Raw genomic sequence first — 22,367 nt, 5'->3', positions numbered from 1 at the left:
GCTCTATCCTCCTCGATCGATACCCTATCAGCGTGTAAACCATGTTTGCGGTTTATGATGTAAAGGATGAATGCGGTCTGTACCTTCTGCGACTCCCCCTCAAGGGGGGAGTGATTCTTGAGGCCTGCAACAACGCTCTGGTATCACTCCCCCCTTGAGGGGGAGTCGGCGAGGCAAACGCGGCGTCCCTTCGACCGGGCCGCAGCCTGCAGCCGAGCCGGAGGGGGGCCAACGCGGCGCCCCGAAAGCTCCGCCCGCAGTCGAGCCGGTGGGGGGCCAGTCTCCCAGGTTCGTAACAGGCCTCTGTTTCACCCTCGAATGATCTGCCCTGCAGGCGGGGGCGGCACTTGCCTGAAACCAATCGAGGGGGTTATCCTACTCACCACAGTCATGAATTCCGAAGATCAGAATCAGAAACAGGCCCGCACCCTTTGGGAAGAGGGGGTCAAGCACCTGGTCAATGGCCGCTTTCTGACGGCGGTCGGACTCTTCAACCGAAGCGTTGCCGCCCATCCAACCGCCGAAGGCTACACCTACCGAGGTTGGGCCGTATCTTTTCTGGGCATGCTCGACCAGGCCATCCGTGATTGCCACCTGGCGATTGCGGTCGATCCCGAGTTCGGGAATCCCTACAACGACATCGGTGTCTACCTGATGCGCCAAGGGCAAATGGACGAGGCCATCGGCTGGCTGGAAAAAGCCAAGAAGGCCAAGCGGTACGATCCCAAGCACTTCCCCTACCTGAACCTGGGGCACATCTACCTCGCAAGGGGCGAGCAAATGAAAGCCCTGGACGAGTACATGCAGGCTCTGGAAATCGATCCCGAGAACGCGGTGGCTCTTAAAGCCATCGGTGAGATGGACCTGACCGTCCACTAGAGAGTCTGTTCCTCAGATCGACAGGCATACCAAGAAAGAATTCCACGAAGGGGCACGAAGGCATGATCAGCGTGGAAGAACCCGAGTCGAGATCCGTCCCGGCCTGCGAGACGGCGCCCGCCAGGGTGCGGCACAGCCGGCTGTTTCGCGTTCCCTTCGGCAACGGGGTTCGGGTCAACTTTCCGGTGATCTTCGCGCCCATGGCGGGATTGTCGCACCTGGCATTTCGCCAACTGGTTCGAACCTACCTTCCGTCCAATGCCGGAACACTTCTCTTTACGGAGATGTTATCCACGCGCATTCTGCCCGGGGAGGAGGTCGGCCGGACCCCCAAGACCCGGGTAGGCGCGGACGAACGGGACCTGATTCCGCAACTGCTGGGGAACGATGAGTGTTGGATCGCGCCTTCGCTCAGAAAGTTGATGACCCTCTCGCCGGCCGGAATCGATATCAACATGGGCTGTCCGGTCAGCAAAGTCCTCAAGCACAACTGGGGCGTGGCCCTGATGGGCGACATCCGGTACGCGGAAGAGGTGGTGCGCACCACCCGGGGGCTGACGTCCCTGCCGCTTTCGGTCAAGATGAGGACCGGCCTCAAGGACGATCCCGAGTACCTGGTAGACTTTGCCAGAATGCTGGAGCAGGCGGGAGCGGACTGGGTGACGCTCCATCCGCGCATTCAGTCTCAACACCGGCGCGGCCAGGCCAACTGGGAGTACATCGGCAGGGTGCGGGATGCGGTGCGAATCCCGGTCATCGGCAATGGGGATGTCCAGCAGGCCTCGGATATTGTGAAGATGCTGCAACAGACGGGTTGTGACGGAGTGATGGTGGCCCGCGCCGCTACCGCCAGGCCCTGGATTTTCTGGCAGGTGGCCGAGCAGTTGGGGTTTGCCCAGCCCAGGGGAAGGGAGGGGCAGCGGGCTCCCCGGACCGCAGAGGAGGAAGGCCGGGAATACCAGCGGGCACTATCGTTTTTCTGCGACCGGCTGGAAGCCGGGTTTACTCCGGCCGAGCAATTGCCACGCCTGCGGCTCTTTCTGGCTTGGGGACACAAGTGGGTTTTTTTCGGGCACTACCTTTCCACCCAGGTGAACCGCTGCCGCGATCTGAAGGCGGCGCGGCGCGTGATCGAAGATTTTTTCGACACGCCCAAGACCATGAAAGGACGCACTCGACTTCAGTGACCCTTCGGCAACGGGTTCTCAGGCCAAGTCCTGCCCGCTCCCTGGTGGGCGGATCATACGTGGGAGAAACAGGGGCCTCTTACGAACCTCGGAGACCGGGCCCCCAGCGGCTCGACTGTGAGCTGAATCTCGTAGGTGGCGATCTCGCCGATTCCGTCCCCCCCACCGGTTCGACTGCGGGCGGAGCCCTAGTCTCACCGACTCCTCCTCAAGGGGGGAGTGATTCTTGAGGCCAGCACAAGGCTTCCAGTAGAACTCTATCACTCCCCCCTTGAGGGGGAGTCGCAGAAGCCGAGCCGGATGGCGAAGGCTGATGCGGAGGGGGGCAATCGCGGCGCCGCAAAGCAGCGCCGAATGGCGAAGGCTGATGCGGTGGGAGGCAAAGCTCGGCTCCGGACAGTGCGACAGGGCGGCTGATACAGGGCAAAGACAGTAGTATTTCAGGCACGACCATGTTAAGGGAGATACGGACGGCCGCGGAACTGCTGAATTTGCGCAAGGTCGGGGTAAGGGTCGGCGATTGTCCCTTGTGCGGTCGGACGGGTTTCATCAAGCTGGACGACTACGAAATGGCCGTTCGCTGCCTCAGGTGTCGCTCCAGCGCGGCCACCCTCTCTTTTGTGAGCGTGCTGAAGGGCGTCCTCCCCGACCTGTCGCGCCGCCATGTGTACGAGTTGTCCTCCAGAGGCCCACTGGTGGGCTATCTTCGCCGGCATGCCGGCAAGCTGACGCTTTCCGAGTATTTCGATGACGTGGCGCCCGGACAATACAAGGCAGGGGTTCAATGTCAGGATGTGCAGCAACTGACCTACCCTGACGGCTGCTTCGACGTCTGCACCTCGACCGAGGTCTTCGAGCACGTTCCCGATGATCTGCAGGGCTTTAGAGAGCTGCTCCGTGTGCTCAGGCCGGGTGGGGTGCTGCTGTTCACCGTTCCGATGGCAGGCGCCCAGACAACCGTTGAGAGAGCCCGGCTGGTGAACGGCAGGCTGGAGCACCTTCTGCCTCCGGAGTATCATGGGGACCGCCTTCGAGGTTCAGGGGCCGTTCTCTGCTATCGCAACTACGGAACGGATATTCTGGATCGGCTGGGCGCGGCTGGCTTCAGTTGGCGCCGCCTGGTCCGGGGTGAGGACGTGACAGGTTGGGGCTTTGACCGGCAGGTCGTGGTGGCTCGCAAGTAAGCGTCCGGGGCAAGCGACTGGCCGCAATTTCCTTCTTTAATCTCAAGGGGTCGCCTGAGTGCCCGTTTCCGCCGGCGTGCAATGGTGCAGGAGCCATCTGGATCCCATCGTTTTTGGATTGACGACCCTGGCGGTCGTCTTTCCGGTGATCAGCATTGCGGTATCTCAGATATTCCTTGGATTGGCGATTCTGGGTTTTTTGCTTGACTGCCTCCTGAATCGGCGGACGATCCTTCGTTTCCCTCCCATCAAGCTGCCTCTGCTGCTCTTTGTCGGGACAACCCTGATCTCCTGGCTGGTCTCGCCTGAGCCGGGAATCGGCTTGCCTCCCATCTACAAGTTCTGGTTGTTTGCCATCATTCTGCTGGTGGCCAACTATTTCTCCAAGAGAAGGGTGGGTCTGGCCTGTCAGGCGCTTTTTGCAGCCGGACTGGTGGCGGCCGGTTTTGCCCTGGTCCAATACGTGGTTCCTTCCCTGGGGAGTGTGGATGGGCGCTTGACCGGCTTCATGGGCCATTGGATGACATTAAGCGGTGGACTGATGCTGGTGTTCCTGGCCATGCTGGCTCATCTGCTCTTCTCCGCCCCCGAGCGCCGGACGCTCTGGATGTTGGCCGTCTGCTTCCTGGGCGTGGCGCTGCTTCTGACGCTGACCCGGAGCGTCTGGATCGCCAGTCTCGCCTGCCTGTTGGTGGCCGCCTGGTTGAGGTTCCCCACCCTGAAGACGGTGCTCGTCAGCGGGGCCGGCATCCTGATATTGGCGGTGTGCCTGCCCGATTCCATTCAGCAGCGGCTGGCCAGCATCTGGGATCCGCATCACCCCTCCAACGCCGCCCGCCTGGAAATCTGGAGGACGGGAGTGCAGATGGTAGGGTCGAACCCCTGGGTGGGAGTGGGTCCCCAGCGAGTCTCCGAAGTCTTCTTTGACTACCACCCCGACGAGGGGGCCCGTCAACGAGGGGGTTTTTTCTGGATCCATATGCACAACAACCTGCTTCAGTTCGCGGCCGAGCGGGGCATTCCCTGCGCCATTGCCTGGCTTTGGCTCATCCTCAGCATGGGGAGACACCACTGGCTGGGTTTCAGGCGGGCCAGGCTCCCCTCCCTGGAAAAATCCGTCCATGCCGGGGGATTTCTCAGCCTGCTGGCGCTCTTTCTGGCCGGGCTGTTCGAGTTCAATTTCGGAGACTCCGAAGTGTTGATGGTCTTTCTGTTCCTGGTTTCGGCGCCCTATGCCCTGGGTCCGACCGCCGGGAGCGCACCACGAGATCCCGAACCGGCCGGTGCCGCCTGAGAATCGTCGGGGGAGTAAAAGGAGAAATCCACGAAGCGGCACGAAGGACCACGAAGGGACACGAAGCGCAACGGATTGCGGAAGGGTTATGGCGCCGCCTGTCGGCCAGGGAGGTCCGTTTCTCGTAGTTGTTCATTGGAGTGAGTGCTGCTGTACAATACGGGCGGGACTGTTGAAGACAAGCCGTTTATTTGCTCAATGAGCAGGTAGCGGCAGGCCTCCCCTCTTGTGGGTCGGGAATGAACGACGGGAGCAGCCATGGCTGAGATCACCATGCCGAAACTCAGTGACACCATGGAAGACGGTGTGGTGGTGCGCTGGCTCAAGAGAGTAGGAGAGGCGGTGGCGAAGGGAGAGTTGGTGGCGGAAATCGAGACCGACAAGGCCACCATGGAGATGGAATCCCTGGAGGACGGCGTGCTGTCGAAAATCCATGTTGAGGAAGGCCAAAGAGTTTCCGTCGGCGAACCCATGGCTGCGATCGAAGCAGGCGGCCACCCGTCACAATCCCCCGTCTTGGCCGCGGAAGTTGCGTCTCCTGAAATAGCCGTGGGGACTTCCGGCAGAGCGACTCCCTCGGAGAGAGTGAAGGCCTCGCCCCGGGCACGAAAAGCCGCCGGGGAAATGAATCTGGACCTGGCCGGCGTGACGGGTTCCGGGCCTTCAGGACGCATACTCTATCGAGATGTCGTGGCTGCAAGCGGCGCCGGGGCTTCTTCGGGCCAGCCCTCCGCGGCCGTGAGCCAGCCGGTTCCCCTGAGCTCCATGCGGCAGCTCATCGCTGAACGCATGGTGGAAAGCAAGACCCGCATCCCCCATTTCTACCTGCAGGTCGAGATCGATGCCGAACCGTTGCTGGAGTTTCAGGGGCAGGTCAACTCCGCCTTGGACGAGTGGGGGGGAAGCAAGCTGAGCGTCAATGACCTGGTGTTGAAGGCGACGGCCATGGCCCTGACCCGGGTGCCGCAACTCAATGCTTCCTTCACGGGCGAGGGCATTCTTCGCCATGGTCATGTGAACCTGGAGTTTGCGGTCAGCCTGCAAGAGGGGCTATTGACACCGGTAATCCGAAACGCCGATTCCAAGAATCTGCGCCAGATCAGTCTGGAGGCCGGGGATCTGATTGAACGGGCTCGCACTCAGCGGTTGAACCCGGATGAATATCGCGGCGGCACCTTTACCGTTTCGAACCTGGGCGCCAGGGGCATCGACAGTTTTCAAGCCATCATCGACCCTCCTCAGGCAGCTATTCTTGGAGTGGGCGCCATCGTCAGAAAGCCTGTGGTCGACAAGGACGATCGTATTCGTCCAGGCCATCGAATCAACCTGACTCTGAGTTGTGACCACCGGGTCGTCGATGGGGCCGTGGCCGCCGAGTTCATGGGACAGATGCGGAGGCTGCTCCAGCAACCGGCCTTGCTGCTGCTATAGGCCACGGCCGGTTGCAGTCGGTCCCAACCAAAGCCCGCCGAATGCCTTCCGTGAACCGAACCCATCCATCCATTCATCGATCTCGAGAGGCCCACGATGTCTGAGCGCTACGACCTGGTGGTGATTGGAGGCGGCCCCGCGGGGTACATGGGCGCCATTCGGGCGGCGCAGTTGGGCAGGAAAGTGGCTTGCATCGAGATGGATCGGGCTGGAGGAACCTGCCTGAACTGGGGCTGCATCCCCAGCAAGTCGTTGCTGCGCAACGCCGAACTCTATCGGCTTCTGAAAGATCGCGCCGGAGATTTTGGTCTGAGATTCGAGGGATTGTCCTTTGAGTGGTCCAGGATCATGGGAAGAAGCCGAAAAGTAGCCGACCAGCTCGCCGGAGGCATCGCCTACCTGTTTCGAAAAAACCGGGTCGATTACCTGGCGGGCAAGGCGGAGCTGACCGAGCCGGGTCTGGTCACGGCGGAACTTTCCGACGGCGCCACGCGTTCACTGGTTGCCGATCGAATCCTGGTAAGCACCGGGGTCCGGCCCCGTCCGCTGCCGGGTCTGCCCTTCGATGGTAAGAGGGTCATCGGTAGCAAGGAGGCCCTGGTGTTGAACGCGCCTCCGGCATCCATGGTGATCGTTGGGGCCGGCGCCATCGGGGTGGAGTTCGCCTACTTCTACAACGCCTTCGGCACCCGGGTCACCTTGCTGGAGATGATGCCGAACCTGCTTCCGGTTGAAGACGAGGAAGTGTCCCAAGCCCTGGCCCGGTCCTTCAGCCGGCAGGGCATCGAGGTGCACACCTCAGCCCGGGTGGAAGAGGGGGTGGCGACTCAGTACGGCGTTCAGGTGAACTTCGGTGGTGGAACTACCGGCAGAGTGGAGGCTGAGGTGGTACTGGTGGCCGTAGGGGTGGATGCGCTCCTGCCACCCGGGCTGGAACTCGAAACCGATCGGGGCTTTATCAAGGTGGATGGCGACTATAGGACCTCGGTCGAGGGCGTCTATGCCGCCGGGGATGTGATTGGGCCGCCCTGGCTGGCTCATGTGGCCAGCTACCAGGCAGTTCAGGCCGTCGAGGGCCTTTTCGGGAACGGGAAGCCCAGGCCGCTCCCCCACTATCCCAGTTGCACCTACTGCAATCCTCAAGTCGCCAGCGTCGGGCTCACCGAACGGGCGGCCAGAGAGTTGGGCGAGCCCTGCCGCGTCGGCCGTTTCCCCTTCAGAGCCAACGGCAAGGCCCTGGCGGTTGGAGAGAGCGAGGGATTTGTGAAGCTGATTTTTGGCGAAGCCGACGGGGAATTGCTGGGTGCTCACCTGATTGGTTCCGAGGCTACCGAGTTGATCGGAGAGCTTGGGTTGGCCATGACGCTGGGAGCCACCTTCGAAGACATCGAGGCCACCATTCAGGCCCATCCCACGCTGGGTGAAGCCGTTCACGAAGCCGGTGCCGCCGCCTTCGGCCGGGCGATCCACCTCTGACCGCCAGCCGGCAGCTTCAACGAGGTTTCCGTCCTTGAGCCATCCTGTTCCGGATTATTATCGATCTCTGGGCGATACCGGTATTCGCTGTCATCCCCTGGGATTCGGCTGCTATCGCATCGCCGAGGGCGTCGGGGAGCACGAAGACTCGCTTCGGGAGTACCTGGAACGGGAAGGGAACCTGATCGACACCAGCGCCAACTACACCGACGGCCGGTCGGAATCGCTGGTGGGCAAGGTCCTTTCCGAAGATGGCGCTTCCGGGGGAGTGGTTGTCACCAAGGCCGGGTACATTCAGGGGCAGAACATGACCCTGGCCCAACAGAATTCCTTCCCGGAGGTGGTGGAGTACGGCGAGGGTATCTGGCACTGTATCCACCCCCGGTTTCTGGAGACGCAGCTCAGTGCCTCCTGCCGGCGTCTGAAGCGGGATCGGGTGGATGTGTTTCTGCTGCACAACCCGGAATACTTTCTCAGCCACCGGGCCCACCACCACTCCCCGACCCCTCAGGACCACCAGGAATTTTACCGGCGCATCGGACAGGCCTTCCGTTTCCTGGAGGACCAGGCAAAGGAGGGTCGCATCGGCTGGTACGGCATCAGCTCCAACAATTACGGTTTGTCCCCTTCGGATCCAACCATGACCAGCATCCAGCGGTGTCTCCACCAGGCGGAAGGGATCTCACCCGACCATCGCTTCCGAGTGGTCCAGTTGCCGCTCAACCTCTACGAGAGCGGCGGTGCCCTGGAGCGCAACAACGACGGTCTGAGCGCCCTTGAATTCTGCCGGCGGGAAGGACTGGGGGTGCTCATCAATCGCCCCCTCAATGCCTTCTCCGACAATCGGATGTTTCGGCTGGCCGATTTTTCCGGTCATGGTCCGGGGACCGGAGGCCCAAGGGATCTGGAGCTGCTGGTTGCGCCGCTGCGCCAGTTGGAGCGGTCGTTGGCTGACCGGCTGAAAGTCCCCTTGCTCGGCGGCCCCGACTACGGGTTGTCCGGGATGCTGCTCCAGATAGCTCCCCAGGTGCGTGCTGCCGCCGATTGGGACTGGGTGGTGGAGAGGCATCTGGCCCCACCCCTGCAACAGTGGGTCCAGGATTGCCGAAAAGTTTGCCAAGGCGATTCCTTTTGGGAAGAATGGCAGGAACGCTACTTTCAGACCATCCGAACCGTTCTGGAAAAACTGGAGCGTTACTCGCTGTCGCGGCAGCAAAGGGAGTCCGACCGGATTCGGAGCCTGCTGCAGGAGTGCGGATATTCGAGGCCCCAGGCGTCGCTGAGTCAAATCGCCATGAGCCTGCTCTTGAATCTCGAAGGGGTCTCCTGCGTCCTCAATGGAATGCGACGGGTGGCCTACGTGCGGGATGCCATGGGAACTCCCGGACTGCCTCCGGTGGACGCTCTCTCGATTCTGCAGGAGTTCTCGCGGAAGCGGTCGGCGAACTAGTGTTCTGTTACAGGACACTAGGGGCGGCGCACCCTCGGTAAAGGGGCGAAACTGTGAGTTGTCGCGTTCAATCCTCTACCGCTTTCGTTCTGCGGGGATTGTTTGCCCTCCTGGCACAACGCGGCACCAGGTCGAGCCTGGCGACACCTTCGGCGGTGCTTCTGCTCCTGACGGCTGGCGGGTTCTGCCAGAATCCGCCAGCGGCCCGATCTCCCTCCATTGAGCCCGATCCGATCGTGGTTACGGTCTCGGCCGAGGCCATTCCCCTCTCGGCGAGTTCGGCTTCGGTGACCATCCTCACCAGGGAGTTCGTGGAAAACAGCCGAGCCGAAAGCATGGCCGACCTGCTGCGCCAGGTCCCGTTTCTCTACTTGTCACAGACCGGGGGCCGGGGCGGGTTGACGACCGTATCCCTGCGGGGGGGCGAGGCCAACTTCACCCTGGTCATGATCGACGGGGTTCCGGTGAACGATACCACCAACCTCCTTGGGGGCGCGGTGGACTTCTCCACCTTGAGCACGGACAACGTGGAGCAGGTCGAAATCGTTCGCGGACCCATGTCTTCCCTATACGGGTCGGAAGGGATCGGCGGGGTTATCAATATTCTCACCCGAGGCGGAGGGGATGAGCCCCATTTCTCCGTAGAGGGGGCGCTGGGCAACTTCGGTTCCGGCCGAGCCGGATTTCAGTCCGGAGGCAAGTTGGGTGGAATCGACTGGTCCCTGTCGGGATCCTACTTTGACATCGACGAGCAGGTCGAAAACGATGACTTCTCGGTGGGGACGGTCTCATTCAAATCGGCCGTCCCCATGGGAGAGGGCAGGGCTTTTCAGTTCACCACTCGCTACCAGGACAGCCGCTCCCGTGGGTTTCCGGAAAACGGCGGCGGCCCTGGATTCTCCATTCTGCGCGACCCCAAGGTTGCCGATGCCGAGCAACTGACTCTGAGAATGGAGTACCAGCAGCAGGTTTCTCCTGACTGGCTCTACGGCTTCGACTTCGACCTGTTCTCCCGCCAACAGGACGATACGGCTCCAGCAGTCCTGGACGGGTTTCCTCCATCCCCTCGTTCCCTCCCCCCGCTGAGCAGCCAGACCGGTTTCCACCGGCTGCGGGCGGGTTTCAGCAGCCAACTGAACCTGGCGCCGGAACTGTCGCTGAACCTGGGAGCCCGGGTCAGAAACGAAGACGGGTCCAACGACACTCTGATTGCCGGTTTCATACCCAGCGTCTTCGACCTGGAGCGCCAAACCCTGGCCGGCAACGGAGAAATCCTCTATCGGGCCGGTCGGCTCACCCTGAGCTTCGGCGGCCGGGTGGACGGTGCCGAAGGCTTCGACGTCGTGTTCTCTCCCAGAGCGGGCGCGGTGGTTTCCCTGGGAGAGCGGACCCGCTTGAAGACCAGTTGGGGAGACGGGTTCAAGCTGCCCTCCTTCTACGCCCTTGGGGAACCCAATATCGGCAATCCCGAGCTTCAGCCGGAGAGGAGTCGCGGTTTGGACCTCGGCTTCGAGCACACGCTGGAGCAGTCTCGGTTGCATCTGTCCGGAGCCCTCTTCTACAACTCGTTCAGAGAGCTGGTCGACTTCAGTCCCCAGTTGTTTCAGCTCGTCAACCGAAGCCGGGCCACCACCCGGGGAGTGGAATTCGGAGCCGCCCTGCCACTGAATGGAAAGGGACGTTTGGGGGGCCATCTGCAGTTTCTGGATTGGGAACTGCAAGGAACCACCGAACCTCTCAGGGACCGCCCCCGCTGGAGGGGAGGGTCCTATGTGGACTGGGAACTCCATCCACGGGCCCGCTTGCGATGGGAAATTCTCTGGGTGGGCGAGCGCTTCGATTTCCAGCTTCCGGTCCCGCAAATGGAGACCGTGGGCGGGTATTCGACCTCCAACGTGGTTTTCGGTTATCGGCTCCCCCATGGGTTGGAGGCTTTCGGGCGGATCGACAACGTCTTCGACAGCAGCTACCACGAGTTTATAGGATTCCCGCATCCGGGCATTTACGCCCGCGCCGGACTTCGCGTCCGGTTGCTCGGTCGCTGATTTTCATCGTGGCGCGTACGGCAGGGTACTACCTGACCCATTACCCGGCGCATTGGGGTAGATTATGGAAGTTTTCTTCGGTTTGATCGGAATCGCTGCCGCCTTGCTTCTGGGCGCCCTGGCGGCATTTCTTGTCTTCAGGGACAAGGAAAGCCGACTCATGGAGAAGATTTCCGATATCAAGAGTGAAAACAGTCAGCTCCGGACACAGTTGGAAGGGGAACGCCGTCTTGCCGGAGATAAGCTGGCGTTGCTGCAGGAGGCCAGTCAGGGTCTGCGCGACGCCTTCAAGGCCCTCTCTTCGGACGCGCTCAAGAGCAACAACCAGGCCTTTCTGGAACTGGCCAAGACAACCCTGGAGAAGTTTCAGTCGGAAGCCAAGGGAGACCTGGGGCAGCGCCAGAAGGAAGTGGAGAACCTGGTTGCTCCCATCAAGGAAAGTCTGGACCGCTACGACCGGCAAATTCAGGCCATTGAACAATCCCGACGCGAGGCCTACGGGAGCATTACCGAGCAGGTGAAGTCGCTGCTGCAGTCTCAACAGCAGCTGAAGCAGGAGACGGGCAACCTGGTGCGGGCCCTGCGCACCCCCCACGTACGGGGGCGTTGGGGAGAGTTGACGCTGCGCCGGGTGGTGGAGTTGGCGGGGATGATCGAGCACTGCGACTTCGTGGAGCAGGAGAGCCTCAACACCGAGTCGGGACGCCTGCGCCCCGACATGATTATCAAGCTGCCCGGCGGCAAGCATTTCGTGATCGACTCCAAGGTTCCATTGCTGTCCTACCTGGACGCCCTGGAGGCAACCGACGATCAGCAGCGCCAGGCTCACCTCCAGAACCATGCCCGCCAGGTGCGGGTCCATCTACAGAACCTGAGCAGCAAGGCCTATTGGGACCAGTTGGAGACCACGCCCGATTTCGTCATCCTGTTCATTCCCTCGGAATCCTTCTACAGCGCCGCCATAGAGCAGGATCCCCAGCTCTTCGAGGAAGGGGTCAATCAAAGGGTGATCCTGTCCACGCCGGCCACCCTGATTGCTCTGCTGCGCGCCGTGGCCTACGGCTGGCGGCAGGAGCGGGTCACCGCCAACGCCCGGGAGATCAGTGAACTCGGCAAGTCGCTCTACGACAGGCTGGCGGTCCTGGTCAGGCACCTGGAGGAGATGGGGCGTCATTTGGGGAAGAGCGTGGAAGCCTACAACCGGGCAATGGGCTCGGTGGAGTCCCGGGTTCTGGTCGCGGCACGCAGGTTCAAGGAACTGGGAGCCACCGCCCAGGAAGAGATTCCCGAGCTGTCCCAGGTCGAGCAAATGCCCCGCTCGAAGCTATCCTCGGGGAGGCCGGCCCTGATTGGCAAGGAAGAGGAGTGAACGAGCCAGGAAATCGTTCTATTGATAGAGGGTCCTGGCGGTCCAGGAATCGGGTAGCACAATGGTGTGTTCCCGATCAGGACCTGTCGAAATGAAGGAGCATTCCGTCCGGGTGATATCCGACAGTATCTTGAGATAGTCTTTTGCCTTCACCGGCAGCCCGTCGTAGTCCTGCATGCCTGCCGTCGGACTTTGCCAGCCGGGCACTGACTTGTAGATCGGTTTGACGGTTTCCAGGACCTTGATCTCCGGCGGGAATTCCTTGAGTTGGCAGCCCCGGTACTCATATCCCGTACAGACCAGAATCTGTTCGAATTCGTCCAGGACGTCCAGCTTGGTGATGACGATGGCCTGCAGGTTGTTGAGGACGGCCGAATAGGAAGTGGCCACGCCATCGAACCATCCGCATCGGCGGGGCCGGCCTGTAGAGGCTCCATATTCGGCTCCACGTCTTCGGATTTCGTCTCCAATGGTACCGTTGGCTTCGGTGGGGAAGGGCCCCCCGCCGACTCGGGTGGTGTAGGCCTTGGCAATGCCGATAACCCCAGTGATCCAGGAGGGGGCTACTCCGGATCCCACGCAAGCCGCTCCGGCTGTGGCATTCGAGGAGGTGACGTAAGGGTAGGTCCCGTGGTCGACGTCCAGCAGGGTTCCCTGAGCGCCTTCGAACAACACGCGTTTGCCTTGTCGGATCTGATCGTTCAGAAAAAAGGCGGTATCCACCACGAATTCCTTCAGCCGTCGTCCATATTGCAGGTACTCCTTGTAGATCTGGCGGGCATCCAGGGGTGGGCCCCCATACAGGGATTGAATCAGGCAGTTCTTTTCCCGGGTAAGCTCGAATAGCGTCTCCCTCAGATTCTCCGCGTCGAAGAGATCGACCACTCGCAGGCCGCGCCGGCCTGTCTTGTCCTCGTAGGCGGGTCCGATCCCCCGGGAGGTGGTCCCGATCTTCTTGGCGCCTCGTGCCTCCTCGGCAGCTTTCTCAACGGCGCGGTGATAGGGCAGGATCAAGTGGGCGCGGTTGCTGATGAAGAGGTTCCCCCGGACCTGGATCCCGGCTTCCTCCAGCATGTCGAGCTCTTCAAAAAAGGCCTTGGGATCGAGGACGACTCCCGGGCCGATAACGCACAAGCGGCCTCCGTGAAGAATGCCCGAGGGAATCAGGTGCAGGATGAACTGCTTGCCGTCGATGGTCACCGTGTGACCGGCATTGTGTCCCCCCTGGTAGCGGGCAACGATGTCGAATTTTTCGGCCAGCAGGTCGACAATCTTCCCCTTGCCTTCGTCCCCCCATTGTGCGCCGATGATGACGATGTTGGCCATTGCCTCTGTCCGTTTGGATAGCGGCTCCCGGCGAACTCCCCAACAGCCGCTTCAGGATTTGTTCAGCTCCATTCGGTGGGTGAGCCGGCGGTCAGGAACCACCACACCGCTCCAGCCAGTCCACCCTCGCCGTCATTCCGCGCCCTGGTTCGTTTCGGCGATCAGGGAGCGATAGAGTTCCAGGTAGCTGCGCGAGGCAACCTCCCAGGAAAAATCCAGTCCCATGCAGTTGCCTACCAGGTGCCTCCAACGTTGCGGCGAACGATAGACGCGCAAGGCCCGACGCATCGCCTGCAGCAACGCTTCCGAATCGTAGTTGCTGAACTTGAATCCGTTGCCGCCGCCGTCTTCCCGGTATTCCTCGATGGTGTCGTCCAGACCACCGGTGGCTCTCACCACAGGAACGGTGCCGTACTTCAGCGAGTAGATCTGATTCAGCCCGCAGGGTTCGTAGCGGGAAGGCATGAGAAAGAGATCGGCTCCCGCCTCCACCTTATGGGCCAAACCGTCATGATACATAATTTTGACCGAGACATAGTCGGGGAATTTTTGCTGGAGACCGCGAAAGAAGCGGGCGTACCTCTCCTCGCCCGTGCCCAGGACCACCAGGGAAAAGCCTTCAGCGATAAATTTCGGGGCGGCATGGGGAAGAAGGTCGAATCCCTTCTGACCGGTCAGGCGGGAGACGATGCCGACCAGCGGACGACGGCCATTGCGGGGCAGGCCGTAGGTCTCCAGCAGATCCCGTTTGCAGTCCTGTTTGCCTTCCGGGGAATGAGCCGAATAGTTGGCGGCCAGATTGGGATCGGTTTTGGGGTCCCATTGATCGTAGTCGGCGCCGTTCAGGATTCCGGTCAGTTCCCCGGCTCTTGTTCTCAGCACACCCTCCAGCCCCGAACCGTATTCCGGGGTGAGAACCTCCCGACTGTACTTCCTGCTGACCGTGTTGATCCTGTCGGCAAAGACCAGTCCCGCTTTCAGGAAATTGAGCTTTCCCGACAGCTCGAGTTGGCCGGAGTTCAACCGATGGGTGGAGAGGGAGATCTTCTTCAGCGTCGACCTGGGGAACTTCCCCTGATAGGCCAGGTTGTGGATGGTCAGAAGCGTCCGGGTGCAACGGAAAAAGGGATCGGAAGCATAAATCGTTTTCAGATAAGCCGGGATGAGGGCCGTGTGCCAGTCGTGGCAATGAATGACGTCGGGTGCGAAAGCCGAGCGCTTGGCAAGCTCCAGAGCTGCCAGGGAGAGCAGCGCAAAGCGTTCGGCGTTGTCCGGATGGTCTCGCCGGCCCGCCTGATACAATCCGTCGCGATCATAGTAAGGGGGATAGTCGATGAAGAAAAACCTGACCTGACGGCGGGTGGTTTCAAAGACAGGACAGAACCTCAGTCGGTCTCCCAGCGGAACCGTGAGGCTGGCGATGCGCCGACGCCCGGCTTCGATCCCGCGATACCGGGGCAGAACCACCGAGACATCCTGACCGAGCCGGCGGAGGGTCTTGGGCAGGGCGCCCAGAACATCTCCCAATCCGCCGGTCTTGGCCCACGGCACCACCTCGGAAGCGACGAACAGAATGCGCATGCCGCCCTTTCTTGATCCATCCGACTCCAGCGGGTTAAGCTCATCCAGGCCAAACGGCTGCGAGCCTTTCGCCTGGCCGCCTGACCGGTGGGCCGGACAGGCAGGAGCCGGATAACGCAAACAGCTCAGATTACAAATTCTCGACCGTCGATGCAACAGCAACCCGCGCGGGCCAACAAGAGGCTGGGGCAGCACTTCCTGAAACACCCCTCGCTGGCCAGGAAGATCGTGGCCGGCCTGGACCTGGAAGAGGGCGACACGGTCGTGGAGATCGGGTGCGGTACCGGCGCCTTGACCGGGAATCTGGTTGGCCAGGGCTGCCGTTATGTCGGGGTAGAGGTGGATGCCCTTCTGTGGTCGCGATTGCGGCAGCGATTCCGCGGTCCCGGGATCGAGTTCCTCAATCGCGACATCCTTGCCCTGGACCTGGGCGAGATTCGCAAGCGCCACCCCAGCAACGGCTTCAGGGTGGTGGGCAACCTCCCTTACGCCATTTCGTCCCCGATTCTGCAACATCTCGCCCGTCACTCCGATGTCATCGACCTGGCAGTGGTCATGTTGCAAGCCGAGGTAGCCGATCGCCTGGCGGCCGGACCCGGGGGCCGGGACTATGGAGTGCTGTCACTGATCGTCCAGTACCATTTCCGTCCCCAGCGGCTTTTTGACGTTCCACCGCAGGCTTTCAAGCCCAAACCCAAAGTGGATTCCAGGGTGGTTCGCCTGGTTCCCCGCCACCACCGCCCCTTGGGCCAAGCGGAGGAGAGCCTTTTCTTCGGATTCGTCAAGCAGGCATTCTCCCAGAGGCGAAAGACGCTCAGGAATTGCCTCGGTAAGGTCCAACCGGACGCCTGGGAACGGCTGGACCAAACATTGCGAAAACTCGGCTATCCCGGAACGGTTCGCGCGGAGGAGGTCTCCCTGACCCACTTCCTGCAGCTTTTTGGCTCGTTCCGGGAGACCAGTCGGCCCCTGGATCTTCGGTGAGCCGTCTCTCCGCATGGAACGAGTACGATTGACCAGCCCGAAACAGCGCCGGTCGATTGAGCGACTGGGTTTCGAGCCTCCGGTTCAGGCGCGATAATGCCTTGCCTTGCAAGCGGCGGCTTGAGTATGGTAGGTCCTATCTGTCCATGAATTCGGGGATGACAGGATTTCTGATATTCTTTGCGGTGCAGGTTACGGGTAGCGGACCGCGTTGTTCCGCCTCCCTATTAGGGGATGCCATCCCTCCCGGGGGCAGGTCCTGACCGACCCGTTTTTGACTACTCTGCACAAGAGTGAGGATGACCGACGATGATCCTGGTAAACCGGCACACCAATAGCGGAGGGGCGCCCTTCCATGCCACACTGCGGATCAAGCCGACTTTCCGCGTTGGCCTGTTCGATGTAAGGCGCAGGTTGAGAGAGGAGTTCAAGTCGGATTTCACCCGGTATTCCAAGGAGTTCTACATCTCGGACCACACCACGGCCGGCTATCTGGACCAGCGCCTCGTCGAACTGCTGGAACACGACAGCGTCAACATCCGGGACTACCTCAAGGTTTTCCAGCAGCTCTTTCCTCCCGACGCCGGCTACATCCACGACAAGCTCAACTTGCGGACCGAACTTTCCGACCAACAGCGCGCCGTCGAGCCACTAAACGCCGACTCCCACCTCATGTTCATGGGGGGCGGACTGCGGAACTGCGCGTCGTACGAGCTGCCTGGAAACGAGCCGGTTTGGTTCGTAGAGCTGGACGGGGTCCATTCGGGCGGCACCCGGAGTCGGCGCACGACGGTGATTGCATACAACGGCGAGGAGGATGTCGCCCGGGCGCAGCTACAGGTGGCGGCGTCGCCGCACTCCATCGACGCCCAGAACCTGCGTGACCCGCGTATCGGCCTCATCAGCCAGCTACAAAGGCTGGCGCAGGAACACCAGGTGTCATTCGGCCGTTTCGACCTGTCCCTTCCCGCGAACGAGCGCCATGCAGGCCTGACGGTTAACGAGTACGAAACCCTGCTCATGACCCACGATCTTCGGGATGTGCTGAAAAATCCCCTTCGTTTCATGGCGCGGATAGGCAAGGAGGCAATCCAGGCGCCCCTGGCCATCCCGACCAAGGCCCTCAACTATGCGCAGTACGACGCCGTGCAGATCTTCAACGAGATCGTGGATCGGGTAGGCGTCCGGCGTTCCGTGGTGGAGCTGCTCGTCAACCGGGCGCTGGCAATTCCGTTTGCCCATTTTCTGCGGATGAAGCGGGAGATCAGCCTGCCGATTCTGGACCGCCGAGGCGAAGGGATCGGTGAGATCGGCTGGGGCACCTACCAGAGCCCGATTCTGGTCCAATGGAAGGTCGCCGGTGGTCAGACTCGGACGCTGAATGTAAGGTTGGTGCGGTTCGTGTAGCGACGGCGACTCCATCACGCCTTGAGTTTTTCCGCTTGTCCGAGTTTCGGTAGTTCGCAAAACCTGTCATCGGTATAAGATGGGCACCGTGCGGGCGTGTCCGGTTCGCAGAGAGGCGGCCAGGACAACCCTCACGAGAATTCGACCCAGGGATCTGTAATGCGATTGGATCGATACATTGACCTCATTCTCCGCCGCCGGTGGCTGGTCGTCGGAGTCGCATTGGTCATCATATTGATCCTTGCCTCGGGCGCTCCAGGCATCCTGGTCACCAACGACTACCGCGTCCTTTTCAGCGAAGACAACCCGCAACTGAAGGCGTTCGATGCGCTGGGGAACACCTACGCCTCGCCCAACACGGCCATGATCGCCGTGGCCCCTCGGGAAGGATCGGTGTTTACGCGCGAGGTCCTGGGCGCCATCGAGGAATTGACCGAAGCCGCTTGGCGCACGCCCCACTCCATCCGGGTGGATTCGCTTACGAACTACACCCACAGCGAGGCTCTTGGAGAGGACGACCTGGCGGTCGGGCCGCTTGTCGAGGGTGCCGCCACATTGAGCGACGCCGACTTGGCGCGGGTCGAGTCGATCGCGCTGGAGGAGGTGGGCGTGGCCGGCCGCCTGGTCTCCACCGACGGACGCGTGGGCGGACTCACCATCAACTTCCTGCTGCCCGAAAATTCGGACCTGGGAGTGATCGAAATTACCGATCACATCAACGGACTGCTCACCGAGGCCCGGAAACGCCATCCCGATATCTCCTACTACCTGACCGGCGACGTGGTCATGAATCGAGTGCTCGCCGAGGCGACCGCAACCGACATGCAGACTCTGGTGCCGATCGTGTTCCTGATCATCATCGTGAGCTCGGCTTTGCTGTTGAAGTCGGTTTTGGCAACACTGGCGATCGTGGCGGTGGTGGTGCTCGTCATCGTCGGCACCATGGGTTTCGCCGGTTGGACGGACCAGGTCTTCAGCCCTGCCAGCGCCGGCGTGCCGATCATCGTCATGGCCATAGCCGTTGCGCACGCGGTCCACATCGTCACCAGCACCCTGGCTGGGCTCCGGGAGGGGCAGAGCCGGGAGGAGGCGATCCGCAAATCGCTTCGGATCAACGCCTACCCGGTCTTTCTGGCCGCGCTGACGACCACGATCGGATTTCTGAGCCTGAATGCCTCGGAATCGCCTCCCTTCCATGTTCTGGGCAATATGGTGGCTTTTGGCCTGCTGTGCATCTTCGTTTACTCAATGACGTTTCTGCCGGCCGTGCTTTCGATTCTGCCGTTGCACCCGCCACCGACTCCATCCGACCGTCCCGGCTTCTTCGACCGCTTCGGCGCCTTCGTGGTGGAACGGCGCAAGGTCCTGCTGGTAGTGGCCTCCATTGTGACGGTGGTCCTGGTTGCCGGAGTTCCACGAGTCGAGTTGAGCGATAACTGGACGCGTTATTTCGATCAGCGTTACAGTTTCCGCAACGATACCGACTTCGTCATCGAAAACCTGACCGGGCTGGACATGCTCGAGTACTCCCTGGACTCGGGGAGTGAAGGCGGTATCACCGATCCGGCCTATCTGCGCACGGCCGACTCTTTTGCCGAATGGTACCGGGATCAGCCGGAGGTGAACTTCGTTCAGTCGTTTCCCGACGTCATGAAACGCCTGAACAAGAACATGCACGGCGACGACCCTGCTTTCTATCGGATACCGGAGGACCCGGCGCTGGCAGCCCAGAATCTGCTGCTTTACGAGCTGTCGCTGCCGCTTGGCAATGACTTGAATGACCGCATCGACGTCGCCAAGTCGGCCACGCGCATGACCGTGGTGGCCAATGCGTCCGCACGGGGTCTGCGCCAACTGGACCAGCGTGCCCAGGAGTGGGTCAGGGCCAACGCGCCCGGGTTGACCGGAGAAGCATCGGGCGTCACCATGGTCTTCGCCCACTTGGCCCAGAGAAACATCGAGAGCATGCTGCGCAGTACGATTGCGGCCATGGCCCTGATTTCGCTGATCCTTGTCGGCACGTTCAAGAGCCTGCGCTTCGGTCTGGTCAGCCTGTTTCCCAACTTCATTCCCGCGGCCATGAGCTTCGGTCTGTGGGGCTACCTGGTGGGCCAGGTAGGTCTTTCCGCTTCGGTTGTCTGCGCCGTGGCATTCGGCATCGTAGTGGACGACACCATCCATTTCATGAGCAAGTACCTGGAAGCCCGCCGCAGGGGCGCCTCCGCACCCGAGTCCGTGCGTGCCACCTTCCGGACCGTCGGTCATGCCTTGTGGACCACGACCGCGGTTTTGTCGGCAAGTTTTCTGGTGTTTGCTTCATCGGGATTTCAGGTCAGCTCCGTGCTGGGCCTGCTGGTCGCCATCACGCTGGGGTTTGCGCTTCTGGCCGATTTCCTGCTGCTTCCGCCCCTGCTGATGGCCATCGATGGAGACAAAAGATGAATCATCTCTACATCCGCCGTCGGCCATTCCTGTATTGCACGACCTGTCTGGCCCTTTGGGCGTTATTGTTCGCCTGGACTCCGTCGTTGAGCCAGGAGGCGGACCCAGAGGCCCGAGGCCTCAAAATCGCGCAGGACGCGCGTGAGCGCGGCGATGGCTTCGGTGATTTCAGCGCCCGCCAGACCATGGTGCTTCGCAACCGGGGAGGGCAGGAGAGTCGGCGCCAGTTGCGTTTGCAGGTTTTGGAGGTGCCGGGAGAGGGAGATAAGAACCTGTTCGTGTTCGACGAGCCGCGCGACGTGAAGGGAACCGCGTTGCTGATCCACTCCCACAGGGAGAAAGATGACGAACAGTGGCTCTATCTGCCTGCGCTGAGACGGGTCAAGAGGATCAGCTCGTCGAACCAGTCCGGCTCCTTCATGGGCAGTGAATTCGCTTATGAAGACATGGGGACCCCGGAGGTAGAGAAGTTTACCTATCGTTATTTGCGGGAGGAGCCCTGCGGGGATCTGACCTGCACGGTCTCGGAACGCATTCCGGTGAACCCACGGTCCGGCTACAGCCGCCAGTTGGTCTGGCAGGACCGGGACGAATTGCGCGTCTGGAAGGTCGACTACTACGATCGCAAGAACGCCCACCTGAAGACACTTTCGGTTGCAGACTACCGCCAGTATCTGGACCGCTACTGGTATGCGGGCAAGATGACGATGGTCAATCACATCACCGGCAAGAGCACGACTCTGACGTGGACGGAATTTCAATTCCAGAACAATCTGAACGAGAACGACTTCACACGAACAGGGCTGAGACGAATCCGTTGATGAGGTGGCGCGCAGCCCATATCCACATCGTTCTGGTTTCGATTTGGATGGCCTTGTTCGGGGTGGCGCCAGGGTTTCCAGCTCCGCTCATTGACTTCGATGCTTCCGGACGCCTGAGACTGGAAAGCCGCTGGCATCCCCAGTCCGGAACCTTTCCGGAGCAGAGCGGGCATGCCAGCGGCCTGGTAGCGGAACCGGAATTCCATCTTGAAGACACCCGTGGCCGCAGCCTCACCCTGACTCCTTTTTTCCGCTACGACAGCGCCGACCCTCGCCGAACCCATTTCGACCTGCGCGAAGCCTATCTGCTGTTGTTCGGCCAGGGCGGCAGCGGTGAATGGGAGTTGCGACTAGGGGTCGACCGGGTGTTCTGGGGCGTGGCGGAATCGCGCCACCTGGTCGATATCGTCAACCAGACCGATCTGATCGAACATCCTGACGAAGAGGAAAAGCTGGGCCAGCCCATGGCCCATCTCACCTGGTCCGCAGATTGGGGGGTGGTCGAGGTTTTCGGCCTGCCCTATCACCGCACCCGCACGTTCCCGGGACCCGGGGGCCGCCTGCGCTACTCGCTGGCCGTCGACACGGACAATCCTCTCTACGAGAGCCGCGCCAACCAGTGGCACTTTGATGTCGCAGCCCGTTACAGCCACAGTTTCGGCCCCCTGGACATCGGCGCCAGCGTCTTTGACGGCACCAGCCGCGAACCCTTTCTGCAACCGGATTTGAACTCGGGTGGGGTTCCTGTCTTGCGGCCCTACTACGAGCAGATCCGCCAGTTGGGTCTGGACGCTCAGCTTACGCTCGGCGCCTGGCTGCTCAAGCTCGAAACGATTCAGCGGTCCGGCGCGCGCAACCTTCGGGGGGTGAAGCAGAACTACGGAGCCATGGTCTCCGGTTTTGAATACACCTTCTATTCGGTCTGGGGATCGGCCCACGACATCAGTCTTCTGGGCGAGTGGAACTACGACGGGCGGGGAGGCAACGCAACCAATTTCTTCGACAACGACGTGTTCGTGGCCGCGCGCTGGGCGCCGAACGACGTCCAGGGAACGGAGTTGCTGGCCGGCATCATGTTCGATGCGACCCGTTCCTCGCAGGTGGTGACCCTGGAATTCAACCGGCGTATTACGGATCGCTGGTCGCTCAGCGTGGAATCGATCGCGTTTCCCCGCGTGGACGAATCCGACATCCTCCATCAGACACGGCGCGACAGCTTCCTTTCGTTCAGCGTTATCTACAATTTCTAGCCGGCATTCACCAGGAACTCGACTGGGTGGAATGGACGTGATCGGGCGTCTTGCAGCTCATGCCCTCCTCTACTGCCGGCCCGCCGAACCTCGTTCCAGCGCACGGGAATACACTTCGATCCTCACCGTTCAGCATGCGAAAGGGTTGGCTGCATGCGGCTGCGCGGTACCGGGCAGGCTGCGGGAGACCGCCTTGAACAGGGTTGTCAAGGCCGAATTCGACCGTGCCAGAATGCTGGTC

The 22,367-nt window shown here is 61.2% G+C and carries 17 protein-coding genes; 15 read left to right on the top strand and 2 right to left on the bottom strand.

Annotated features, from left to right (window positions below; genetic code table 11):
* Positions 1-390 precede the first annotated feature (390 nt).
* The 9 genes from OXI69_01815 to rmuC all read left to right on the top strand — a co-directional run bounded on the left by OXI69_01815 (position 391) and on the right by rmuC (position 12,315).
* Positions 391-879, top strand: coding sequence for a tetratricopeptide repeat protein (locus OXI69_01815; protein MDE2664869.1), 489 nt, complete (start codon positions 391-393; stop codon positions 877-879).
* Positions 880-941: 62 nt separating this feature from the next.
* A complete protein-coding gene (locus OXI69_01810; protein MDE2664868.1) occupies positions 942-2,066 on the top strand; it encodes a tRNA-dihydrouridine synthase family protein in 1,125 nt (374 codons plus the stop codon).
* 452 nt (positions 2,067-2,518) lie between these two features.
* Complete coding sequence (locus tag OXI69_01805) at positions 2,519-3,250, top strand: methyltransferase domain-containing protein (GenBank protein ID MDE2664867.1); 732 nt, start codon at positions 2,519-2,521, stop codon at positions 3,248-3,250.
* Positions 3,251-3,308: 58 nt separating this feature from the next.
* Positions 3,309-4,544, top strand: coding sequence for an O-antigen ligase family protein (locus tag OXI69_01800; GenBank protein MDE2664866.1), 1,236 nt, complete (start codon positions 3,309-3,311; stop codon positions 4,542-4,544).
* Between the two features lie 258 nt (positions 4,545-4,802).
* On the top strand, positions 4,803-5,975 hold the full coding sequence (locus OXI69_01795; protein MDE2664865.1) for a dihydrolipoamide acetyltransferase family protein: 1,173 nt from the start codon (positions 4,803-4,805) through the stop codon (positions 5,973-5,975).
* A gap of 96 nt (positions 5,976-6,071) precedes the next feature.
* Entirely contained in the window at positions 6,072-7,451 is a 1,380-nt protein-coding gene (gene lpdA, locus OXI69_01790; GenBank protein ID MDE2664864.1) for a dihydrolipoyl dehydrogenase, read from the top strand.
* A 34-nt stretch (positions 7,452-7,485) separates the two neighbouring features.
* The gene (locus OXI69_01785) at positions 7,486-8,901 is read left to right on the top strand and encodes an aldo/keto reductase (GenBank protein ID MDE2664863.1); all 1,416 of its coding nucleotides are present in this window, start codon (positions 7,486-7,488) and stop codon (positions 8,899-8,901) included.
* A gap of 53 nt (positions 8,902-8,954) precedes the next feature.
* On the top strand, positions 8,955-10,946 hold the full coding sequence (locus OXI69_01780; protein MDE2664862.1) for a TonB-dependent receptor: 1,992 nt from the start codon (positions 8,955-8,957) through the stop codon (positions 10,944-10,946).
* Between the two features lie 64 nt (positions 10,947-11,010).
* On the top strand, positions 11,011-12,315 hold the full coding sequence (gene rmuC / locus OXI69_01775; protein ID MDE2664861.1) for a DNA recombination protein RmuC: 1,305 nt from the start codon (positions 11,011-11,013) through the stop codon (positions 12,313-12,315).
* A gap of 18 nt (positions 12,316-12,333) precedes the next feature.
* Here rmuC and OXI69_01770 read toward each other — a convergent pair whose 3' ends face one another.
* Both OXI69_01770 and glgA read right to left on the bottom strand, forming a co-directional pair.
* A complete protein-coding gene (locus tag OXI69_01770) occupies positions 12,334-13,641 on the bottom strand; it encodes an adenylosuccinate synthase (GenBank protein MDE2664860.1) in 1,308 nt (435 codons plus the stop codon).
* Between the two features lie 132 nt (positions 13,642-13,773).
* On the bottom strand, positions 13,774-15,222 hold the full coding sequence (gene glgA / locus OXI69_01765; protein ID MDE2664859.1) for a glycogen synthase GlgA: 1,449 nt from the start codon (positions 15,220-15,222) through the stop codon (positions 13,774-13,776).
* A 150-nt stretch (positions 15,223-15,372) separates the two neighbouring features.
* Between glgA and rsmA the strand changes: the two genes are divergently transcribed.
* The 6 genes from rsmA to OXI69_01735 all read left to right on the top strand — a co-directional run.
* Positions 15,373-16,206: a 16S rRNA (adenine(1518)-N(6)/adenine(1519)-N(6))-dimethyltransferase RsmA gene (gene rsmA, locus OXI69_01760; GenBank protein ID MDE2664858.1), complete on the top strand. Its 834-nt coding sequence runs from the start codon at positions 15,373-15,375 to the stop codon at positions 16,204-16,206.
* A 309-nt stretch (positions 16,207-16,515) separates the two neighbouring features.
* On the top strand, positions 16,516-17,613 hold the full coding sequence (locus OXI69_01755) for a hypothetical protein (GenBank protein ID MDE2664857.1): 1,098 nt from the start codon (positions 16,516-16,518) through the stop codon (positions 17,611-17,613).
* Positions 17,614-17,772: 159 nt separating this feature from the next.
* Positions 17,773-20,055 carry an MMPL family transporter gene (locus OXI69_01750; GenBank protein ID MDE2664856.1) on the top strand — a complete coding sequence of 761 codons (2,283 nt, stop codon included), beginning with the start codon at positions 17,773-17,775 and terminating at the stop codon, positions 20,053-20,055.
* Positions 20,052-20,876, top strand: coding sequence for an outer membrane lipoprotein-sorting protein (locus tag OXI69_01745; GenBank protein ID MDE2664855.1), 825 nt, complete (start codon positions 20,052-20,054; stop codon positions 20,874-20,876). Before OXI69_01750 ends, OXI69_01745 begins: the two co-directional genes overlap by 4 nt.
* Positions 20,876-22,126: a hypothetical protein gene (locus OXI69_01740; GenBank protein ID MDE2664854.1), complete on the top strand. Its 1,251-nt coding sequence runs from the start codon at positions 20,876-20,878 to the stop codon at positions 22,124-22,126. Before OXI69_01745 ends, OXI69_01740 begins: the two co-directional genes overlap by 1 nt.
* Positions 22,127-22,157: 31 nt before the next feature.
* On the top strand, positions 22,158-22,367 hold a 210-nt coding region (locus OXI69_01735), incomplete at its 3' end, for a hypothetical protein (GenBank protein ID MDE2664853.1).

It is taken from the genome of Acidobacteriota bacterium (assembly GCA_028875575.1).
Taxonomy (GTDB): domain Bacteria; phylum Acidobacteriota; class Terriglobia; order Versatilivoradales; family Versatilivoraceae; genus Versatilivorator.
This window is presented reverse-complemented; position numbering and strand designations above follow the sequence as displayed.